Raw genomic sequence first — 21,664 nt, 5'->3', positions numbered from 1 at the left:
GTGCCGGTCCCGGTATTGCGTGGTCGAACGCCATCGCGAGCAGGCTCGCTCCCACAGGGGGGCATTGTCGAACACAAAGTCTGTGTTCACTGAAGATCAAATGTGGGAGCGAGCCTGCTCGCGATGAGGCCAGACCAGACACCGTCTTAAGCCGACCTGGCCATGATCAACCCGGTCTCGCTCGCCGCTTCCAAACGGATCGCAACGAACTTCGAAGTCGGCGTGTGGCTGCCATCCCCGGTGCTTTCCAGTGGGACCAGCGGGTTCACTTCCGGATAGTAAGCGGCGGCTTGTCCGGAGGGAATATCGAATGCCAGCAAGGTGAAGCCTTTGACGCGGCGCTCACGGCCATCATCCCAGAGCGACACGATGTCGGCTTTCTGCCCCGGTTTGAAGCCCAGGCGAATGATGTCGGCTTCGTTGACGAACAGCACGTCACGCTGGCCCTTGACCCCACGATAGCGGTCGTCGAGACCATAAATGGTGGTGTTGTACTGATCGTGGGAGCGCATCGATTGCATGATCAGGTCTGGTAGTTGCCCGGTGGCGCGGGTGCGCTCGTGCACCAGATCGGCTGGCAGGATGTTCGGGCGGAAATTGGCGCGGCCCGACGGGGTGTGCCAGCGCCGGGTACGTGCGCTGTTGCCCAGATAAAAGCCGCCCGGGTTCTCGATTTTCTGGTTGAAGTCCTTGAAGCCCGGAATAGTATCGGCAATCAGTTCGCGGATACGGCGGTAATCGGCCACCAGCCAATTCCAGTCGACGGGCGTGGTGCCCAAGGTTGCGGCAGCGATGCCGGCGATGATCGACGGCTCCGAGCGCATCTGTTTCGACAACGGCTGCAGTTGGCCGTTGGAGGCGTGAACCATGCTGAACGAGTCCTCCACGGTCACCGCTTGCGGCCCTTCGGTTTGCAGGTCGATGTCGGTGCGGCCCAGGCACGGCAGGATCAGCGCTTCTTTGCCGTGCGCCAGATGGCTACGGTTGAGCTTGGTGCTGATTTGTACGGTGAGGTCGCAATTGCTCAGGGCCTGGAAGGTCCGTGGGCTATCCGGCGTGGCTTGGGCAAAGTTACCGCCCAGACCGATGAAGACTTTCGAGCGACCGTCGAGCATCGCGTGGATGGCCTCGACCACGTTGTGACCATTCGCTCGCGGCACCTTGAACTGGAAGCGGCGTTCCAATGCATCGAGGAAGAACGCCGGTGGGCGTTCGTTGATGCCCATGGTCCGGTCGCCTTGCACGTTGCTGTGCCCGCGCACCGGGCACAGGCCCGCGCCCGGCCGGCCGATGTTGCCGCGCAGCAGCATCAGGTTGGCGATTTCCTGGATGGTCGGCACCGAGTGCCGGTGCTGGGTAATGCCCATCGCCCAGCACATGATCACGTTCTTGCCTTTGGCGTACATGCGCGCGGCTTGCTCGATTTCTTCCAGAGTCAGCCCGGACTGCTCGACGATCTGCTCCCATGAGGTGTCGTCGATCTCACCCAGGTAGTCGAGCACGCCGGCGGTGTGCTCATTGAGGAAATCATGGTCGAACACCGATGGCGCGCTGGCCTGTTGCGCCTCACGTTCCCATTGCAGCAGGAACTTGGCCATGCCGCGCAGCAGCGCCATGTCGCCGCCCAACGCTGGACGGAAGTACGCGGTGTTGGTCGGTTTGTCACCGTTGGTGAGCATTTCGATCGGGTGCTGCGGGTGCTGGAAGCGTTCCAGGCCACGTTCTTTGAGCGGGTTGATGCACACCACCTGAGCGCCGCGTTTCACCGCTTCGCGCAGGGGTTCGAGCATCCGTGGATGGTTGGTGCCGGGGTTCTGGCCCCAGACGAAAATCGCGTCGGCGTGTTCGAAGTCGTCGAAGGTCACGGTGCCTTTGCCGACACCGACACTTTGTGCAAGTGCAACACCGCTGGCCTCGTGGCACATGTTCGAACAGTCGGGAAAGTTGTTGGTGCCGAACGCGCGGACGAACAGCTGATAGAGATAAGCCGCTTCGTTGCTGGCGCGGCCCGAGGTGTAGAACTCGGCCTGATCCGGACTCGACAGGTTTTTCAGGTGTTTACCGATCAGCGCGAAGGCCGCTTCCCAGCTGATGGGGGTGTAACGGTCGGTCTCGGCGTCGTAGCTCATCGGCTCGGTCAGCCGGCCTTGGTACTCGAGCCAGTAGTCGCTTTGTTCCAGCAGTGAGCTGACGCTGTGTTTGGCAAAGAACGCGGCATCGACGCGGCGCTTGGTGGCTTCCCAGTTGACCGCCTTGGCGCCGTTCTCGCAGAACATCACCATGCCCTTTTCCGGAGAGTCGCCCCAGGCGCAACCGGGGCAGTCGAAGCCGCCGTTCTGGTTGGTCTTGAGCATTATGCGGAGGTTTTTCAGCGCGTTATCGCTGGTCAACCAGGCCTGGGCGACGCTGATCAGCGCGCCCCAGCCACCGGCTGGGCCTTTGTAGGGTTTGTAGCGGGGGACGGGTTTCTGGTCGGCTTGACGATGTTGACTCACGCTTGGTTCTCCGTCGCAGGGCTATAGACCCGCGGCGCACTTTTTTGCGGCAGGTGGATGAGATTGAGGTTGTGCCGGCGCGCCCATTGCACGGCCAGGCCGGTGGGTGACGACAGGCTGACCAGGGTCTGGATGCCGGCGCGCAACACTTTCTGGATCAGTTCGAGGCTGCAACGGCTGGTGACAATGACCAGTCCGCCCGCCGTCGGGATGTTCTGGCGGATCAGCGCGCCAATCAGTTTGTCGAGCGCGTTGTGCCGGCCGATGTCTTCACGGCCCAGCAGCAACTCGCCCTGGTCGTTCATGAACACCGCGGCATGCACTGCGCCGCTGTATTGGCCCAATGGCTGGAATTCACCGATGCGTTGGCGCAGGCCTTCAAGCCATTGTGCGGGCGGTAATGGTGCGCCGGGCAATACGTTGAGTTGCGGCAAGGCTTGCTCCACCGCTTCGACGCCACAGAGTCCACAACCGCTGGTACCGGCCAGTTGCCGACGTTGCTGCTTGAGGTTCCAGAACGCGCGGCTGGAAATGCTAACCTGCGCGTACTGCGCTGAACCGGACCCGCTGAGTTGCAGGTCATAGAGGTCGGACACGTCACTGATGATCCCGCTGCCCAGGCTGAAGCCGACGATGAAGTCTTCCAGATCGGTCGGGGTGACCAGCATTACCGCCTGGCTGATGCCGTTGTAGGCGATCGCCAACGCCACTTCCTCGGCGAGCGCGGTGCTGGCTGATTCGCTGTGGTCGAGGTTGCAATACTGATAGTTCTGACTGGCGGCGGGCGTGGGCATTTCGAGGGCGGGCGCCCCGCAGACCGGACGCTTGGCTTTCATGGGGCAATACCGGCGGTTTATCCAGCCTTAAGCCTAGGCGCGTCAATGTGTCACGTCTAATCGCTATTACTGATCTGCCGATAGATGGCGTCGATCAAGAGTTCGTCAGTGATCTCTGATAGTGCGCGAAGCACGCTTCAGCCAGTGCCGAGCGCGGTGCACTGCGACGCATGATCAGCCCCAGTCGGCCAAGGGTTTGCGCGTTTTCAATCGGTTGCAGGCGCAAATGCTCGGTCAGTGTTTCGAGTCCGCCTTCCAGTGGCATCACCGCGCAACACAGGCCGCCATGCACGGCTTGTAACAATTGGTGCACCGCGTCGGTCTGCAACAACGGCTGCGGGCTGAGGCCACGGCTGTGGAAGTTGTGATCGATGGACTGGCGAAAGTGCATGCCGCTGGTGAGCATGCCAAGGGGCAGCTCGATCAGTGCTTTCCAGCTCAAGGGTTTTTCGCCGAAGCTGAAGAAGCGCTGGTCGTAGAGCAAGCCCATGCGGGTTTCGCTGAAGACCAGCGAGTCGAAGCGCTCGCTGTCGAGGCGCTCAAGATAGGAGACGCCGAGATCCAGGCGATTGTTCGCCAGTTGTTCGAGGATCTGCTCGGAGCTCAAGGCCGACAGTTCAAAGCGCAGGTTCGGGTGTTCGGCGTGCAGTTGCTGCATCAGTGGCAGCGGATCAAAACTCGACAGCGGCACCACGCCCAGGCGCAAGGTGCCGACCAGGTTGCCGCGACAGGCTGCGGCCTCGGCCTGCAAACCGTCGCAGGCGGCCAGCACGGTGCGCGCCCAGGCCAGCACCCGTTCGCCCGGCGCTGTGAAACCTTCGAAGCGCTGGCCACGATTGACCAGCGGCAGGTCGAGTTCTTCTTCAAGGCTGCGCAAGCGCATCGACAGCGTCGGTTGAGTGATATGGCAGCGCGTAGCGGCCTGGCCGAAGTGCCGGGTTTCGTCGAGGGCGATGAGGAATTTCAGCTGTTTGATGTCCATATTTACCCCGTCAGCCCTTCGATCAACTCGCGATAATTCCCCACCGCCGCAAACTCGGCCGTGTTTTTGGGGGCTTTACGGCTGTCCGGCTGGCTTACGGCCAACAGATGCGCCACGCCAAAATCCCGTGCGCTGCGCAGGATCGGTAACGTGTCGTCGATAAACAGGCTGCGGCGTGGGTCGAAGTCGATATCTGCACGCAAGGCGTCCCAGAATTGCGGGTTTTCCTTGGCGAAACCGTAATCGTGGGAGCTGATCAACCGCTCGAAGTAGGGCGCCAGTTCGACTCTTTCCAGCTTCAGCGACAAGGAGTCGCGATGGGCGTTGGTGATCAGGATCACGCGCTTTCCGGCCTGCTTGATCGCTGCCAGAAAGGTATCGGCGTCTGGCCGCAATGCGATCAGATGGGCAGTCTCGAGTTTCAACTCGCGTACCGGCAGCTTCAGCTCGGCGCTCCAGAAGTCCAGGCAATACCACTGCAACTGACCGGCGTTACGCTCGAACAACGGCTGCAATTCCAGCTCGGCCATGGCCCGACTGACGCCATGCAGCTCGGCATAACGCTTGGGCAGGTGTTCCATCCAGAAATGGTTGTCGTAGTGCAGGTCCAGCAGCGTGCCGTCCATGTCCAGCAGAACGGTATCAATGTCGCGCCAGGGCAGTGATGGCATTGAAAACTTCTCCAGCGGTAAAAAGATATCCGACATAAACAATCAAGAAAGCCGCGTTATAGTACCGCGTTCACGCCAAGGAGCCGTCATGCGCCAGAAACCCGAAGTATTAGCCCGCGAGATCGTCGCCACCAGCCGCTTGTTCTGCGTTGAAGAGGTGCAGCTGCGCTTTTCCAATGGCGTCGAGCGCACCTATGAGCGATTGGTCGGCAAGGGCGCCGGGTATGGCGCGGTGATGATCGTGGCGATGCTCGATTCCGACCATGCGGTGCTGGTTGAAGAATACTGCGGCGGAACCGATGCCTATGAACTGTCGCTGCCCAAGGGCTTGATCGAGCCTGGCGAGGATGTGTTGGCAGCGGCCGAGCGTGAGCTCAAGGAGGAGGCCGGTTTTGGCGCACGGCAACTGGAGCATCTGACCGAGCTGTCGCTGTCGCCCGGTTACATGAGCCAGAAGATTCAGGTGGTGTTGGCAACTGATTTGTATGAAGAAAGCCTTGAAGGCGACGAGCCGGAGCCGATGCGTGTGGATCGGGCCAATCTGCGAGAACTCGCGGCGCTGGCGCAGAATCCGCAGTTCACCGAAGGCCGCGCCTTGGCGGCGTTGTACCTGGCCCGTGATCTATTGACCCAGCGTGGAGTGTTTCAACCGTGAGTGATTTCCCCCAGGTGCATCCTTTGCTGGCCCCCGTGGTCGAGTTGGCGCTGAAGGCCGGCGAGGTCATTCTGCCGTTCTGGCGCACCGGTACGGCGGTGACTGCCAAGGCCGACGATTCGCCAGTCACCGCCGCCGATCTTGCCGCTCATCATCTGATTCTGGCCGGGCTGACAGCGCTTGATCCGAGCATCCCGGTGCTCTCGGAAGAAGACGCCGACATTGCGCAATCGGTGCGCGCCGGTTGGCAGCGCTGGTGGCTGGTCGACCCGCTGGATGGCACCAAGGAGTTCATTTCCGGCAGCGAAGAATTCACCGTCAACATCGCGCTGATCGAACAGGGGCGTGTGGTGTTTGGTGTCGTGTCGATGCCGACCAATGGCCGCTGCTACTTCGGTGGCGCCAGACTTGGGGCCTGGCGTGCTGACAAGGGAGCTGCGCCGCTGCCGATTCAGGTCCGTGACGTACCACCCGCTGGCGAGGCGTTCACTGTGGTCGCCAGTCGTCGACATTCAAGCCCTGAGCAGGAGCGCTTGCTCGCAGGCTTGAGTGCCAGCCTGGGTGAGCTGCAACTGGCCAATATCGGCAGTTCGCTGAAGTTTTGCCTGCTGGCGGAAGGCGCGGCGGATTGTTACCCACGCTTGGCACCGACCTCTCAGTGGGACACCGCTGCCGCACAAGGCGTGCTCGAAGGTGCGGGTGGCGAGGTGCTGGAATTGAGCGGAGAGCCGTTCAGTTATCCGGCGCGAGAGTCATTATTGAATTCGTTCTTTTTGGCGCTACCGGCCAAAGCCGCGTGGCGCGAAAAGTTGCTGGAACTCGCTCGTTCCTGAGAGCCAATGATCGTTCCCACGCAGAGCGTGGGAACGATCGGTGCGTGGAGGGCGTGAGAACGATCTAACGGTGCAACACATATTGCCCGGTAAACGTCACCGCATCCTCATCGCTATCGACGTTGACGACCCGCGTATGCAACGTCAACCGTGCCCGACCATAGCGCTGGTACATGGTCAAAAACTTTTTCCACACCGCCGCACTTGGCGCAGCGCAGATTGCGATACCGTCGCGGGTGACCGGTAGCGGATAGTTGATCCGACCTTCCTGAATCACAATGTGCCCGCCCTCGACGCCTTCTTCACGCAGGCGCAAATGCAGCCAGCCCCAACCGGCCAATACCGCTCCGCAATACAGGCTGCCGCCGAACATGGTGCTTTTGTGATTGAAATTGGCCGCCAGCGGTAACTGCAAGCGCAGTTGTTGTGATTGCCAGTCGAGCACCTTGAGGCCCATATCCCGCGTGAGCGGGATGTCGCGATGGAGGACGGATTCCAGGTGACGACTGTCGCTGTTCATGCACGGGCCTCGGGATTTGGAACGCTAATGTGAAGGTTAGTCGGCATGGCTCAATCGAGCTCGTCGGCATTGCTGTTGGCGCCAGCACCATCGGCGAAGTTCAAGCCGTGTTTGCGCAGTTTGTCATGCAGGGTTTTGCGTGGAATACCCAGCGCTTCGGCGACACTGCGCAATGAGCTGTGAGAGCGCGCCAGTTCGGCGGCGATCAGGTTCTTTTCGAAGCTTTCCACCTGCTCGCTCAGATTGCCGCTGAGCACAGCGCTGTGCGGCGCAAGATTGCCGTCCGGAGCACCGTTATCCAGCGCCAGTTCCAGACCCAGGGCGAAACGCTCTGCGGCGTTTTGCAGTTCACGGACATTGCCGGGCCAGGAATGGCGCAACAGCAGGGCCCGTTGTCCGGGTTGCAGTTCGTGGGGCGGCAAGCCATGACGCTCACTGGCTTCGTTGGCGAAATGCTGGAACAGCATCAGCGCGTCTTCGCCCCGTTCGCGTAGTGGTGGAATGCGCAGTGGTGCGACGTTCAAGCGGTAGTACAAGTCCGCACGAAAACGCCCTTGATCCGCCGATTGGCGCAGGTCTTCCTTGGTTGCGGCGATGATCCGGATGTCCAGCGGGATCAGCTGATTGCCCCCCAAACGCTCGACCACCCGCTCTTGCAGCAGGCGCAGCAGTTTTACCTGTACATCCAGGCTCATGCTTTCGATTTCATCGAGGAACAGCGTGCCGCCGTTGGCGAATTCGAATTTGCCGATCCGGCGCTTTTGCGCGCCGGTAAAGGCACCGGGTTCGTGGCCGAACAGCTCGCTTTCGACCACCGATTCGGCCAGTGCCCCGGCATTGATTGCTACGAACGGGCCATTGCGGCGGTTCGACAGGTCGTGCAGGGCGCGGGCCACCACTTCCTTGCCGGCACCGGTTTCACCGAGGATCAGCACGTCGGCCTTGGTCGGTGCCAATGCGCCGATCTGTTCGCGCAGGCGTAGCATCGGCGCCGATTGTCCGACCAGTCGCGTGCTCAGCTCATTGCGATCGCTCAAGGCCAGCCGCAGGCTGCGGTTATCCAGCACCAGTTGGCGCAGGGCCAGGGCGCGGCGCACGCTGTCGAGCAGTGCGTCACTGGCGAACGGTTTTTCGAGGAAGTCATAAGCGCCGGCACGCATCGCCTGCACCGCCAGCGGTACATCGCCGTGGCCGGTGATCAGCAACACCGGCAGCTCCGGGTCCTGGGCGTGCAGTTCATTCAACAGTTCGAGACCGTCCATGCCCGGCATGCGAATGTCACTGACCACCACGCCCGGCCAATCGCGCTCAAGGCGTGAGGCAAGGCCCTTGGCTTCGGCCAATGGGAGGATTTTCAGGCCGGCGAGGTCCAGCGTCTGGCTCAGGGCCTGACGCAGATGCGGATCGTCGTCGATCAGCACCACTTGAATCCGATTGTCGACATTGCTCATTCACTGCGGTCCTCGGACGGTTGCAGACTTACACCGGGTGCGCCCGCGCGCAGCCGCAGGGTGATCAGGGCGCCGCCTTCCTTGTGGTTGGCGAACGACAGCTCACCGCCGAAGGCACGCATCAACGTGTCGCAAATAGCCAATCCCAGCCCAAGGCCCTGAGTGCGGGTCTTGGTGGTGTAGAATGGTTCTCCGGCGCGACCGAGGGCCTCCATGCAGAACCCCGGGCCGTTATCGCGAATGTACAGGTTGACGCCGTCGGCGGTGGATTCGGCACTCAACCAGAGTTTCCGGGGCGGGCCTTTTTCGGTCAGGGCGTCGAGGGCGTTGGCCAGCAGGTTACCGAGCACCTGGCGCAGACGGGTTTCGCCGGCCTCGACCCACAGCGTGGCTGCCGGCAGGTCACGGATCAGTTCGACTTCCATGCTTCGCCGCCGCTTGGCCAGCAACGCCAGTGCATCGTCCAGCGCCGGCTGTAGCGCAACGCTTTCCGGGGCGTGACGGTCGCGACGGGCGAAGGCGCGCAGGTGGGCGATGATCGAAGCCATGCGCCCGGTCAGTTCGCTGATCAGTTTCAGGTTGCCGCGGGCATCGTCGGTGCGCTGGTGGTCGAGGAGCACTTCGGCGTTTTCCGCGTAGCTGCGAATGGCGGCCAGCGGTTGATTGAGCTCATGGCTGATGCTTGCCGACATGGTGCCGAGCGCCGAAAGTTTGCCGGCCTGGACCAGATCGTCCTGGGCGCGCACCAGTTCCTGTTGCGCCTGTTCGCGCTCCAGCACTTCCTGTTTGAGACGGCGGTTGAGCCCTTCGAGGTCGCTGGTTCTTTCGGCGACGCGGGCTTCCAGTTCGCGACGGGTCTTGGCCTCGAACGCGATGCGCTGCAAGTAGTGGCGACGGCGTTGCATCATCAGCCCCAGCAGCAACATCAACACCAGCAGCGTCGCTCCGCCGATGGCCACCACCGTGCGCACCGGGCGGTCGATCAAGGTCCTGGGCGCGAGGATGCTGACGCTCCAGCCGGTCTCTTTGATCTGCTGGGTCTGGATCAGCCAAGCGTCCGGGTTAAGGTGCAGCGGTTGCGGATCACGGGTCGGGTAGGGCTGGACGGCAGAGATCGCCTGGCGTTCTTCATCAGTCAGCGGTCGGGTTGCCCTGAAGCGCCACTCCGGGCGTGAGGTGATGATGACCACCCCATTGTGATCGGTTAGCAGCAGTTGTTCCGGGGTTTTGCCCCAGAGGCTTTCGGTGTGGTCGAGGTCGACCTTGACCACCAGAACGCCGATGATCTGCTCGCCATCGCGCACGGCTCCGGCAAAGAAATAACCGCGTTTGGCCGATGTCGTGCCCAGGCCGAAAAAGCGCCCGAGGCGGCCTTGCATGGCTTCGCTGAAATACGGTCGGAAGGCAAAGTTACGCCCGACAAAACTGTCGTGCTTGTCCCAGTTGGAGGCCGCCAGGGTCTTGCCGTGAGTGTCCATCAGGTACATGACTTCGGCGCCAGTCTGGGCGCGGATGTCCTTGAGCAGGCGATTGGCGTTGTCGGTGGCCAACGGCTGCTGTGGTGCAGCAAGAACAGCACGCAGGGCTGGCAGATCGCCGAGGATCTGCGGCAAGACTTCATAACGGTGCAGCGTCCCCAGCAGGTTGGCGACGTAGAGGTCCAGCGTCTGGCGGTTTTGTCCAACCAGCTCGCTGCGGTAATAACGCTCGGCCAGGTGCTGCAGTGGCCACAACAACGGCGCCAGGCACAGAGCGAGCAGCGCCAGGCTACGCCAGCGGGGTCTGCGGGGGAGTGGTGGAGTCATAAGCATCGGGCGCCTGAAGGTACAGGCGCATTATGCCTAGGCTTGTTCGGCAAGACACTCGCGCAACACGAGGCATCAGCCGCTGATTGGCTCAGGCGAAAACGTCGGCGTCTCTGAGCAGTTTGCCTGCCTGGTCCTTGGCCGACAGCTGCGGCGCTTCGCTAAGTTGCCAGTCGATGCCCAGCGCCGGATCATCCCAGCGAATGCAGCGCTCGGCCGATGGGGTGTAGTAGTCAGTGGTTTTGTAGAGGAACTCGGCGTAGTCACTCAGCACTACAAAACCGTGGGCGAAACCTTCCGGCACCCAGAGTTGGCGGTTGTTTTCAGCCGACAGGCGTACGGCGACCGATTTTCCAAAGTGAGGTGAGCTGCGGCGGATGTCCACTGCCACGTCGAGCACTTCACCGGCGATGACACGCACCAGTTTTCCCTGGGTATTTTCCAGTTGGTAGTGCAAGCCACGCAACACGCCCTTTTGCGAGCGGGAATGGTTGTCCTGTACGAATGTTGTTTTCAGACCAGTCGCGGCCTCGAAAGCCTTGGCGTTGAAGCTTTCGTAAAAGAAACCGCGTTCGTCACCAAATACCTTCGGCTCGATGATCAGAACACCGGGCAGGTCGGTGGTGACTACATTCATGGGGTTTCTCCAGCAATCGTGAGTTTGTGTTGATGGACGACATTCTTACTCGCAGTAGCGGTCGGAGCGAGAGATGCCGTGTTCAGGCGATCAGGTCTTTGAAGTCGCTGTTGCCCAGACGTTCACCTTGATAACTACCGTCTTGAACCCGTCGGCACCATTCGAGATTATCCAGGTACCACTGCACGGTTTTACGCAGGCCACTGGCAAACGTTTCTTCGGGCACCCAACCCAGCTCGCGTTGGATTTTGCCGGCATCGATGGCATAGCGCTGGTCGTGGCCGGGACGGTCTTTGACGAACGTGATCAGGTCGGCGAAGTGCGCGACGCCTTCAGGTTTTTGCGGTGCCAACTCTTCCAGCAAATCGCAAATACTGCGGACCACGTCGATGTTCTTCTGTTCGTTGTGGCCGCCGATGTTGTAGGTCTCACCGACTACACCGTTGGTCACCACGGTGAGCAGCCCACGGGCATGATCCTCGACGAACAGCCAGTCACGCACTTGCAGGCCATTGCCGTACACCGGCAGAGGCTTCCCGGCGAGGGCGTTGAGGATCACCAGTGGAATGAGTTTCTCGGGGAAGTGGAACGGACCGTAATTGTTCGAGCAGTTGGTCAGCAGCACCGGCAAACCGTAGGTACGCTGCCAGGCGCGGACCAGGTGGTCGGACGCCGCCTTGCTGGCGGAGTAGGGCGAGCTCGGCGCATAGGGTGTAGTTTCGGTGAACAGGTCGTCGACGCCATGCAGGTCGCCATACACCTCGTCGGTCGAAATGTGGTGAAAGCGAAAGCTGCTTTTCTCAGGCTCTGCCAGGCTGTTCCAGTAAGCGCGAGTGGCTTCCAGCAGGCTGTAGGTACCGACAATGTTGGTCTGGATGAAGTCCGATGGGCCGTCGATGGAGCGGTCGACATGGGACTCGGCCGCCAGGTGCATGATCGCGTGTGGCTGGAACCGCGCCAATACCGCGCTGACGGTGGCCTGATCAACGATATCAGCCTGCACGAACTCATAACGGGTGTTGGTGGCAATGCTGCTCAACGACTCGAGGTTGCCGGCGTAGGTCAGCTTGTCCAGGTTGAGCACTTCATGTTCAGTGTGGCGAATCAGGTGGCGAACCAGCGCCGAGCCAATAAAGCCGGCACCGCCGGTGATGAGAATGCGCATGAGGAGTTGCCTTTTCCGTCGAACGATTAAGCGATGGACCATAGCTTGTCGGCAGGAGGGGACGCGCACAAGAGGGGGGTTGGTCGGATTTTGGTTTTTATGGGTTTTTTGCCGGCTCAAGCTGCTCGCCAGTGATGTAATCGAATGACTCTATATGGATGTCTTCCCTGTCCCAAGGCAGCCTGAAGGAGCGGAAAAGCACTTCACATTCCTGCCGTTGACACACTGCGTGGGAAAGTTCACCGCGGTGTGGCGTGGCTTGAAAGCCCCCGCCGTTATCGCTCATGGACCGGTATAAGGGGTTGCGTATCGCGGTCAGCAGTGGCGATATAGACGCCTTATAAAAATTCCAGGGGTCGTTGTATGTTGCTCGCCACGTTGATTCACCGCGCCAGTCTGCCCAGCCCGCAAGTCACCGCGCAGCAAGCGCTGGAGCTGCTGCGCGAGCACTACGGCCTGTGCGGGACGTTGCGGTCGCTGGGCAGCCAGCAGGATCTCAACTACCGGCTCGACAGCGACCAGGGCCGTTTCGTCTTGAAAATCTGTCGGGGTGACTACGCGGCGCTGGAGCTGCACGCCCAGCACGCGGCACTCAAACACCTGGGCTCGCAGCCGGGTTTGCATGTGCCCCGGGTGATTCCGGCGAAAAACGGCGAGGACCTGCTGACCCTGGAGTTCGCCGGGCAAGCACTGCATGTGCGCTTGCTCGACTACATCGACGGTCAGTCGCTGACCCACCTCAAACACCTTGGTCATGAACTGGTTGCCGGCCTCGGCCAACTCTGTGGCGAAATGGACCTGGCGCTGGCCGGGTTCGAGCATCCCGGGCTTGAGCGTACCTTGCAGTGGGACGCCCGATACGCCAATGCGCTGATCAATCATCTGCTGCCAGTGATCAGCGATGAGCGACAGCGAGCATTGATCGCCGAGGCTGCGCAACAGGCCGAGCGGCGTTTGCAGCCGCTGATGGCGAAGTTGCCAGTGCAGGCGATTCACATGGACATCACCGATGACAACGTGGTTTGGCAACGGGATCGGCAACGTCACTGGCAGTTGCAGGGCGTCATCGATTTTGGCGATCTGATTCGTACCTGGCGTATTACCGATCTGTCGGTGACCTGCGCCGCGCTGCTGCACCATGCCGACGGCGATCCACTGTGTATTTTGCCGGCGGTGCAGGCTTACCACGCGGTCAATCCGCTGAAGCACGAAGAGTTGCTGGCGCTGTGGCCGCTGATCGTCGCGCGGGCGGCGGTGCTGGTGCTCAGCGGTGAGCAACAGGTCAGCATCGATCCGCAGAATCAGTACAGCCGCGACAATCTGAACCATGAGTGGGAGATCTTCCGCGTCGCGACTTCAGTGCCGTTTGAACTGATGGACGCGGCGATTCTGACAGCGGTCGGCCAGTCGCTGCCGGCGATTGCCAGTCAGGGTTTTGCGCCATTGCTGCCAAGCCTGGTGGGCCGTGAGTTTGCCTTGATCGACCTCGGTGTCCTGAGCCCGCATTTCGAAGCGGGCAATTGGGAGCAGGACGACATCGATCAACGTCTACTGGTCGAAGCGGCGGCAGCCCATGGTTTGGCGGCCAGTCGTTACGGGCAATACCGGTTATCGCAGACGCGTCCGGACAGCGCCGTCGAGCCGGACACTTGCCCGCTGCACGTTGACTTGCAGGTGCCACAGGGCACAACGGTTGAAGCGCCCTTTGCCGGCGTCGTGCATCTGAGCGCCGACGGCCGCGTGCAACTGGACAGCGCACAATTGAGCGTGCGCCTGTGGGGTGTCAAACCCTCACTGCACACCGGTGCGGCCGTGCTCAAAGGGCAAGTGCTGGGTGAAGTCTGCGGTGCGTTGAGGGTTCAGCTCAGCCGTGGCGCCGAGCTGAATCCGCCGCTGTTTTGCTCACCGTCCCGCGCACCTGCCTGGCAGGCGTTGTGTCCATCACCCGCGGCATTGTTGGGACTGGCCTGCGACGCTGAGGCCGAACTCGATCCGCACACTTTGCTGGCGCGTCGCGACGCAAGTTTTGCCCGTTCGCAAAAACACTATTATGTCGATCCGCCGCGCATCGAGCGTGGCTGGCGCAATCACCTGATTGACATGCAGGGCCGCTCCTATCTGGACATGCTCAACAACGTTGCCGTGCTCGGTCACGGTCATCCACGCATGGCGGCCGAAGCCAGCCGTCAGTGGTCGTTGCTCAACACCAACTCGCGTTTCCACTATGCGGCCATCGCCGAGTTCTCCGAGCGCTTGCTGGCGCTGGCACCGGACTCGATGGATCGGGTGTTTCTGGTCAACAGCGGCACCGAGGCCAATGACCTGGCGATTCGTTTGGCGTGGGCCTACAGCGGCGGTCGAGACATGCTCAGCGTGCTGGAGGCCTATCACGGCTGGTCGGTGGCCGCCGACGCAGTGTCGACGTCGATCGCCGATAACCCCAAGGCCCTCAGCAGTCGTCCGGACTGGGTGCACCCGGTGACGGCGCCGAATACCTATCGTGGCGAGTTCCGTGGCCTCGACAGCACACCGGATTACGTGCGCAGCGTCGAACACAACCTCGCGAAGATTGCCGAGCAGAAGCGGCAATTGGCGGGCTTTATCTGTGAGCCGGTGTACGGCAACGCCGGTGGGATCTCACTGCCACCGGGTTACCTGAAACAGGTGTATGCGCTGGTTCGCGCCCAGGGGGGCGTGTGCATCGCCGACGAAGTGCAGGTCGGTTACGGCCGTATGGGCAAGTTCTTCTGGGGTTTCGAAGAGCAAGGCGTGGTGCCGGACATCATCACCATGGCCAAGGGCATGGGTAACGGCCAGCCATTGGGCGCGGTCATCACCCGACGAGAAATCGCCGAAGCGCTGGAGGCCGAAGGCTATTTCTTCTCATCGGCTGGCGGCAGCCCGGTCAGTTGCCGCATCGGCATGGCGGTGCTGGATGTGATGAAGGAAGAGAAACTCTGGGAAAACGCCCGGATCGTTGGCGGGTATTTCAAGGAGCGGCTTGAGGCGTTGATCGACCGCCATCCGTTGGTGGGCGCGGTGCATGGCTCTGGCTTCTATCTGGGTGTGGAGCTGATTCGCAACCGCGAAACCCTGGAACCGGCCACGGAAGAAACCACCGTGTTGTGCGACCGCCTGCGCGAATTGGGCATTTTCATGCAGCCGACCGGCGATTACCTGAACATCCTCAAGATCAAACCACCGATGGTGACCACGCGACACAGCGTGGATTTCTTTGTCGATACCTTGTCGAAGGTGCTGGACGAAGGCCTCTGAACACACTCCTCCGGTGGGCGCGAGCAAGCTCGCTCCCACAGGGATTGCATTAAGTTCGATTGTTATCGGGTTTTTATAAAGTATTTTCGATGTGGTGAATGATTTTTGCTTTTAAGGCCGATTTTTATCGGTTATAAAGTCGCCTAACGTCACGGCGTGCATCACCGCGCCTGGCCGTTCCCATTTCTGTCATTGGTCAATGCCACAATCGACCCCCTGAACCCGCCCGGGAGATGATTCATGAGCCGTATCGTTACCGTCGCCGCTACCCAGATGGCTTGTTCCTGGGACCTTGAAGCCAACATCGAGACCGCTGAGAAGCTGGTCCGTGAGGCCGCAGCCAAAGGCGCACAGATCATCCTGATCCAGGAATTGTTCGAGACCCCGTACTTCTGCCAGAAGCCGAATCCGGACTACCTGCAACTGGCCACTTCGGTTGAAGACAACGTGGCCATCAAGCACTTCCAGAAAGTCGCCAAAGAACTGCACGTCGTGCTGCCGATCAGCTTCTTCGAACTGGCAGGCCGCGCACGCTTCAACAGCATCGCGATCATCGATGCCGATGGCAGCAACCTCGGGATTTATCGTAAAAGCCACATCCCGGACGGTCCTGGCTACCATGAAAAGTACTACTTCAACCCGGGCGATACCGGCTTCAAAGTCTGGAACACCCGTTACGCGAAAATCGGCGTGGGCATATGCTGGGATCAGTGGTTCCCGGAATGCGCCCGCAGCATGGCGTTGCAAGGCGCGGAAATCCTGTTCTACCCAACCGCCATCGGCAGCGAACCGCACGACAAGACCATTTCGTCCCGCGATCACTGGCAGCGCGTCCAACAAGGCCATGCCGGTGCCAACCTGATGCCGCTGATTGCCAGCAACCGCATCGGCAATGAAGAGCAGGACGGCTACGACATCACCTTCTACGGCTCGTCGTTCATCGCCAACCAATTCGGCGAGAAAGTCCAGGAGCTCAACGAAACCGAAGAAGGCGTACTGGTTCAGAGCTTCGACCTCGACGAGCTGGAGCACATCCGCAGCGCTTGGGGTTCGTTCCGTGATCGTCGCCCGAACCTGTACGGCGCAATCAAAACCCTCGACGGTTCCCTGGAGTCCTGATCGCTATGACTACTTTGTACAGCACACCCCGCGCTGACGGTTTTTACATGCCTGCCGAGTGGGCGACCCAAACCCAGACCTGGATGGTCTGGCCGGAGCGCCCGGACAACTGGCGCCTGGGTGGCAAGCCGGCGCAAGCCGCTCACGTTGCGGTGGCCAAGGCCATCGCGCGTTTTGAACCGGTGACCGTTGCCGTATCGGCGGCCCAGTACGAAAACGCCCGGGCGCGCCTGGACGTGCCGAATATCCGCCTCGTCGAGATGTCCAGCGACGACGCTTGGGTCCGTGATACCGGCCCGACCTTCGTCATCAATAACAGCGGCGAAGTCCGTGGTGTCGACTGGGACTTCAACGCCTGGGGCGGCTTTGATGGCGGTCTGTATTCGCCGTGGAATCGTGACTCGCAAGTGGCCGGCAAGATCCTCGAGATCGAGCGCAGCCCGCGTTACCGCACCGAGGGTTTCGTGCTCGAAGGCGGTTCGATCCACGTCGATGGCGAAGGCACGCTGATCACTACCGAAGAGTGCCTGTTGAACCGCAATCGCAATCCGCACCTGAGCCGTGCCGACATCGAAGCGGTACTCAGCGCACAGCTGGCTGTGGATAAAATCATCTGGCTGCCGGACGGTTTGTTCAACGACGAAACCGACGGTCATGTGGATAACTTCTGCTGCTACGTGCGTCCCGGTGAAGTGCTGCTGGCCTGGACCGACGATCCGCAGGATCCGAACTACCCGCGTTGCCAGGCTGCAATGAAGGTGCTGCAAAGCAGCAAAGACGCCAAGGGCCGCCCATTTACGGTGCACAAAATGCCGATTCCGGGGCCGCTTTATGCGACCGAGGAAGAGTGCGCCGGTGTCGACCCGGTGGACGGTACCCAGGAACGTAACCCTTCAGTGCGCCTGGCCGGTTCCTACGTGAACTTCCTGATCGTCAACGGCGGCATCATTGCGCCGAGCTTTGACGATCCGCTGGACGCGCAAGCCAAGGAAATCCTCCAGAACCTGTTCCCGCAGCACGAAGTGGTGATGGTGCCGGGGCGTGAACTGTTACTGGGTGGCGGCAATATTCATTGCCTTACCCAACAACAGCCGGCACCGCACAAAGGTTGAGTGAAGTTGTAACAATCGGTGGCACTGGATTGCTTCGTGTTATATCCGGTTCATGTGAGTGCCCCCCCCTATCTAGCCCGCAGCTCCTATGGGTTGCGGGTTTTTTTACGTCCACATGCCGACCTGGCAGTCACTTTGGCATAGCTCTTGTATCTGTTTGAGAGCAATTCTCGGGAATGTAGAACCGCGTTGTTCTGTCATAAACCTTGGATAAGTTAGCCGCTCACAAACCAGGAGAGAGCGCCGGAAATGAATATGGTCAGCGAGCGGACATCGCATCCCTTGGCAATGAATGGCGAATCGCTTCAGGTGCTGGCGCAATGGTTGAAATCCAACGGAACGCGACAGGTCAGAGAACCTGACCCGCGCAGGATGATGATCGAGCGTTATCCCGCTGGTTTATTCAGTGAGGCAGAACTTGAAGCCTTGTGGGATGTGATAGAAGGATAGAAAGCAAAGGATTGGTAAAGCGCTGTCCGGATGGCAGCGCTTTTTTTTGCCCTTGAAAACAGCGGGGTCCAGATTGCTCCAGCCTTCAGTGGCCCAAACTGAACATTTGACCGATCTGCGAAACAGACTAAAAGCTAATCCGGCGTTTTTCGTTCATCGACAGAGGAATAGTCTGCCGGCATCGAATTCCTACGACTTTGCTGGAGCTTTCCATGTCTACCGCGACCCTTCATTACATCTACGACCCACTGTGCGGCTGGTGCTACGGTGCCAAGCCATTGGTGCAAGCGGCGCAAGTAGTTTTGCCGGTGATCGCCCATGGCGGCGGCATGATGACTGGCGCCAACCGGCAAACGGTTTCGCCTCAACTGCGTGATTACGTGATGCCTCACGACCGACGCATCGCCGAGTACACCGGGCAGCCGTTTGGTGAAGCGTATTTCGAAGGCCTGTTGCGCGATCACACCGCCGTGTTTGATTCCGCGCCACCGATTGCTGCCGTACTGACGGCTGAGCAACTCGCCAGACGTGGGCTGGAACTGCTGGGGCGTTTGCAGAGCGCGCACTATGTGGAAGGTCGGCGGATTGCCGATGAGGCAGTGTTGCTGGAACTTGCCGTGTCGATTGGCCTGGAAGTTGAGTCCTTCAAGCGCGAGTTCAAGGACGCATTGGCGAACGAAACCCAGGACCACATCAAAAAAAGCCGTGCACTATTGGCGCAGGTTGGCGGCCAGGGCTTCCCGACATTGGTGCTGGAGCAGGACGGTCAATTCACCGTGGTCGACATCAGCCCATGGCTTGGTAAGCCTGAAGCTTTTGCTGCCTGGTTGAGCCAATCGGTAGCCACCCAAGTAAGCGAAACCGTTTCCCCGGTTCAGGCCTGTGGCCTGGACGGTTGTGCTCACTAATCTCATCGACTACGCGGAGCGACCCATGGATAACCTGAGCTTGATCAAAAGCACCTACGAAGGTGCCAACTCCCAGGAAAACGCACGCAACACCGCCGCCGCGTTGGCTGCCGATGCGCAATGGACCGAAGCTGCAGGGTTTCCCTACGCTGGAACCTACGTCGGTTTCGACGCCATCGTCGAGAATGTCTTCAAACGTCTGGGCACTGAATGGGAAAATTTTAAGTTCAAGGTCGAGAGCTATGTCGCGCAGGATGACAAGGTGTTTGCCTACGGAAACTACAGTGGAATCTACAAGGCCACGGGCCGTCCGATGAACGCTCGAGTCGCGCATTTGTGGACTCTGGCGAACGGTAAAGTCACCCATTTTGAGCAGTTTGTAGACAGCCACACCGTGCAATTGGCGATCGCTGACCAGTAAGTTCTTAGACGATTTTCGCCTAATCACAGATGATTAACGAAATTGACACATGCTGAGGGGCGCGGCTAGGATTTGCCCCCACGCCTGTGGCCAACCGCCACGACTCCAAAAAATAATAAGGGCCTGCCTCGCTTTTGCGTGGGCGGGCCTTTTGTTTTGGAATGAAAAAAGAGCGCCATAGCAGCCATTTCAGCCACCGGTCACAGCGCGTATCAACCCGTAATAAGGAAAATAACATGTTGAACATGCGGATCGGTCTGATCGCTCTGGGGATTTTTAGCGCGACTCAAGCCATGGCAAATGACCAAGCTGAGTCCAAAGGTTTTGTTGAAGACAGCAGCCTGAAAGTGCTGTTGCGCAACGCCTACATCAATCGCGATTACAAGGACGGTAACCCAGACAAGGCCGAATGGGGCCAGGCTGCCATCGGCACCTTCTCCTCGGGTTTCACTCAAGGGACCGTGGGTGTCGGCGTTGATGCTTTTGGTCTGTACGCTCTGCGCCTCGATGGCGGCAAGGGTCGTAGCGGCGCCGGTGGTATCGACTTCTTCAAGCAAGGCGACAGCGGCGAAGCAGCCGATGATCTGGCCAAGGCTGGCGCGGCGGTAAAATTCCGTCTGTCCAACACCGTGTTGACCTACGGCGACCAGATGCCGGAGCTGCCGGTGCTGAACTACGACAACGCCCGTCTGCTACCTGAAAGCTACACCGGCACCTTGATCACCTCCAAGGAGATCAAAGGCCTGGAGCTGAACGCTGGCCGTTTCACCGCCGAGTCGCGCAAGAGCGCCGAAGGTCGTGACAGCGGTGGCCTGAAATCGATCAACGTCTTGGGCGGTCGCTACCAGTTCACCGAACAGTTCAAAGGTGCGTTCTACGCGTCCAATGTCGAAGACGTCCTGAAGAAACAGTACGTGAACCTGAACTACGTGTTCCCGCTGGCCACCGATCAGTCCCTGACCCTGGACTTCAACGGCTACCAGACCAAGCTGGACAAGTCTTACGCTCTGGAACATGACACCGAAGGCCAGGACAACAAAATCTGGAGCCTGGCGGCGACCTTCGTCACCGGCCCGCACTCGTTCACCCTTGCGCACCAGCGCAGCACCGGTGACAGCAACCTCGGCTACCCGTACGGTGGCTACCAGAACGATCACAGTCGTGTCGGTGACGGTGGCAACACCATCTACCTCGCCAACTCCTACTGGTCCGACTTCAACGCTGAAGACGAACGCAGCTGGCAGCTGGGCTACGGCCTCGACTTCGGCGCTTTCGGCGTTCCAGGCCTGACCTACAACGTGGCGTACGTGCGTGGCGACAACATCACCACTGCCACCAGCACCGGCGGCACCGAGCGCGAAATTTTCAACCAGTTCAAGTACGTGGTCCAAAGCGGCCCGGCCAAAGACCTGAGTGTGAAAGTGCGCAGTTCGGTCCTGCGTGTGTCGCAAAAATCCAGCGACTACAACGTCAGCGGCAACGAAGTCCGTGTGTTTGTGGATTACCCGATCAATATTTTCTGATGATCGGCTGCGTGGTTGAGGCCTGATACAAGGCCGAAATGAGAAAGCCCCGAATGATTCGGGGCTTTTTTTCGCCCCATGAAAAAAAATGATATTTGATCAGCAGCGCCCTTCACGAATGTCGGACGTCTCTCCAAGGAAATGGAGATCCGGCTGATTTCCATCGACTACTCAACTGGCTGAAATATCGATTGATGCCTAGAGAGATGGTCGAATGAATGTGCAGGGAGTGAAGGAAACTCCAGACCAGGAAAACTGGAAGGACCTTGGCTTACCTGATATTCGAGATATTACGGTGGCCCTTGCGGTTCGCTCAGTGCAGGAACTACCTGGCGCTATCGATTTCGATACCGCTCTGGAGCAGGTAGCGTTGAGTTTTGGATTGCAGGAAGGGGTTGACGCTGTGTTGATCGAAACGCCGTATGTTCCGGTGACGGTTCGGCGTCAGTATCTTTCACACATTGTAGAAAAACGCCCAAACGCTCGAGAACGTTTCACCGGATTTGCTGTGGATACGGTGCGAAGTCCATTGGAAATTTGGCGAGTTTCCTACAGCGACGGGTCTTATCGTCTCGCATTCATTGGCGCTTACGACACAAAGTACCAGATGCTGGTGGTGATCCATGTTGAGCATGGGCACGTTCTTTGGAACTTCATGAACTGCGATAAAAAGGCGTTGAACAAGCACCGACATGGGGAGCTGGTTTATCAGCGATACCTCTTCCCCAAACAAAAAAAGCAGCCTGATTAGGCTAATGCCAGTCAGTTAAGCTGACTGGCATTTTTATTTTTGATCGGATACTTC

Annotated in this window: 19 protein-coding genes; 10 read left to right on the top strand and 9 right to left on the bottom strand. The window is 59.7% G+C overall.

Going from position 1 to position 21,664, the window contains the following annotated elements:
• Positions 1–146: 146 nt before the first annotated feature.
• The 4 genes from FPT12_RS20610 to yrfG form a co-directional block, all read right to left on the bottom strand.
• Positions 147–2,495 (bottom strand): FdhF/YdeP family oxidoreductase, encoded by a 2,349-nt coding sequence (locus tag FPT12_RS20610; RefSeq protein WP_145019314.1) that lies wholly within the window; start codon positions 2,493–2,495, stop codon positions 147–149.
• A complete protein-coding gene (gene fdhD / locus FPT12_RS20605; protein WP_145019311.1) occupies positions 2,492–3,331 on the bottom strand; it encodes a formate dehydrogenase accessory sulfurtransferase FdhD in 840 nt (279 codons plus the stop codon). The genes FPT12_RS20610 and fdhD overlap by 4 nt, the downstream gene beginning before the upstream one ends.
• Positions 3,332–3,425: 94 nt before the next feature.
• On the bottom strand, positions 3,426–4,313 hold the full coding sequence (locus FPT12_RS20600; protein WP_145019308.1) for a LysR family transcriptional regulator: 888 nt from the start codon (positions 4,311–4,313) through the stop codon (positions 3,426–3,428).
• Between the two features lie 2 nt (positions 4,314–4,315).
• A complete protein-coding gene (gene yrfG / locus FPT12_RS20595) occupies positions 4,316–4,984 on the bottom strand; it encodes a GMP/IMP nucleotidase (protein WP_145019305.1) in 669 nt (222 codons plus the stop codon).
• Between the two features lie 88 nt (positions 4,985–5,072).
• Between yrfG and nudE the strand changes: the two genes are divergently transcribed.
• Together nudE and cysQ are read left to right on the top strand one after the other, a co-directional pair.
• Positions 5,073–5,639: an ADP compounds hydrolase NudE gene (gene nudE / locus FPT12_RS20590; RefSeq protein ID WP_145019302.1), complete on the top strand. Its 567-nt coding sequence runs from the start codon at positions 5,073–5,075 to the stop codon at positions 5,637–5,639.
• Positions 5,636–6,472 carry a 3'(2'),5'-bisphosphate nucleotidase CysQ gene (cysQ, locus tag FPT12_RS20585; protein ID WP_145019299.1) on the top strand — a complete coding sequence of 279 codons (837 nt, stop codon included), beginning with the start codon at positions 5,636–5,638 and terminating at the stop codon, positions 6,470–6,472. The genes nudE and cysQ overlap by 4 nt, the downstream gene beginning before the upstream one ends.
• Before the next feature lie 64 nt (positions 6,473–6,536).
• On the opposite strand, the gene FPT12_RS20580 is transcribed toward cysQ, so the two are convergent.
• From FPT12_RS20580 to rfbB, 5 genes are all read right to left on the bottom strand, one after another.
• Positions 6,537–6,992: a YiiD C-terminal domain-containing protein gene (locus tag FPT12_RS20580; RefSeq protein WP_145019296.1), complete on the bottom strand. Its 456-nt coding sequence runs from the start codon at positions 6,990–6,992 to the stop codon at positions 6,537–6,539.
• A gap of 50 nt (positions 6,993–7,042) precedes the next feature.
• Complete coding sequence (locus FPT12_RS20575; protein WP_145019293.1) at positions 7,043–8,443, bottom strand: sigma-54 dependent transcriptional regulator; 1,401 nt, start codon at positions 8,441–8,443, stop codon at positions 7,043–7,045.
• On the bottom strand, positions 8,440–10,248 hold the full coding sequence (locus FPT12_RS20570; protein WP_145019291.1) for an ATP-binding protein: 1,809 nt from the start codon (positions 10,246–10,248) through the stop codon (positions 8,440–8,442). The genes FPT12_RS20575 and FPT12_RS20570 overlap by 4 nt, the downstream gene beginning before the upstream one ends.
• A 91-nt stretch (positions 10,249–10,339) precedes the next feature.
• Positions 10,340–10,885 (bottom strand): dTDP-4-dehydrorhamnose 3,5-epimerase, encoded by a 546-nt coding sequence (gene rfbC, locus FPT12_RS20565; protein WP_145019289.1) that lies wholly within the window; start codon positions 10,883–10,885, stop codon positions 10,340–10,342.
• A gap of 82 nt (positions 10,886–10,967) precedes the next feature.
• A complete protein-coding gene (gene rfbB / locus FPT12_RS20560; protein ID WP_145019286.1) occupies positions 10,968–12,050 on the bottom strand; it encodes a dTDP-glucose 4,6-dehydratase in 1,083 nt (360 codons plus the stop codon).
• Positions 12,051–12,413: 363 nt separating this feature from the next.
• Here rfbB and FPT12_RS20555 point away from each other — a divergent pair, with 363 nt between their 5' ends.
• The 8 genes from FPT12_RS20555 to FPT12_RS20520 all read left to right on the top strand — a co-directional run bounded on the left by FPT12_RS20555 (position 12,414) and on the right by FPT12_RS20520 (position 21,610).
• Positions 12,414–15,326, top strand: a complete 2,913-nt coding sequence (locus FPT12_RS20555; protein ID WP_145019283.1) for an aminotransferase — start codon at positions 12,414–12,416, stop codon at positions 15,324–15,326.
• 240 nt (positions 15,327–15,566) lie between these two features.
• Complete coding sequence (gene aguB / locus FPT12_RS20550; RefSeq protein WP_145019280.1) at positions 15,567–16,445, top strand: N-carbamoylputrescine amidase; 879 nt, start codon at positions 15,567–15,569, stop codon at positions 16,443–16,445.
• A gap of 5 nt (positions 16,446–16,450) precedes the next feature.
• Positions 16,451–17,557, top strand: coding sequence for an agmatine deiminase (gene aguA / locus FPT12_RS20545; RefSeq protein ID WP_145019277.1), 1,107 nt, complete (start codon positions 16,451–16,453; stop codon positions 17,555–17,557).
• A 249-nt stretch (positions 17,558–17,806) separates the two neighbouring features.
• Positions 17,807–18,007, top strand: coding sequence for a hypothetical protein (locus FPT12_RS20540; protein ID WP_054595130.1), 201 nt, complete (start codon positions 17,807–17,809; stop codon positions 18,005–18,007).
• A 212-nt stretch (positions 18,008–18,219) separates the two neighbouring features.
• Complete coding sequence (locus FPT12_RS20535; RefSeq protein ID WP_145019275.1) at positions 18,220–18,915, top strand: DsbA family protein; 696 nt, start codon at positions 18,220–18,222, stop codon at positions 18,913–18,915.
• 25 nt (positions 18,916–18,940) lie between these two features.
• Complete coding sequence (locus FPT12_RS20530) at positions 18,941–19,336, top strand: nuclear transport factor 2 family protein (protein WP_145019272.1); 396 nt, start codon at positions 18,941–18,943, stop codon at positions 19,334–19,336.
• 236 nt (positions 19,337–19,572) lie between these two features.
• On the top strand, positions 19,573–20,859 hold the full coding sequence (locus tag FPT12_RS20525) for an OprD family porin (protein ID WP_145019269.1): 1,287 nt from the start codon (positions 19,573–19,575) through the stop codon (positions 20,857–20,859).
• 214 nt (positions 20,860–21,073) lie between these two features.
• Entirely contained in the window at positions 21,074–21,610 is a 537-nt protein-coding gene (locus tag FPT12_RS20520; protein WP_178098826.1) for a PBECR2 nuclease fold domain-containing protein, read from the top strand.
• Positions 21,611–21,664 lie beyond the last annotated feature (54 nt).

It is taken from the genome of Pseudomonas sp. H3(2019) (genome assembly GCF_007713465.1).
Classification (GTDB): domain Bacteria; phylum Pseudomonadota; class Gammaproteobacteria; order Pseudomonadales; family Pseudomonadaceae; genus Aquipseudomonas.
This window is presented reverse-complemented; position numbering and strand designations above follow the sequence as displayed.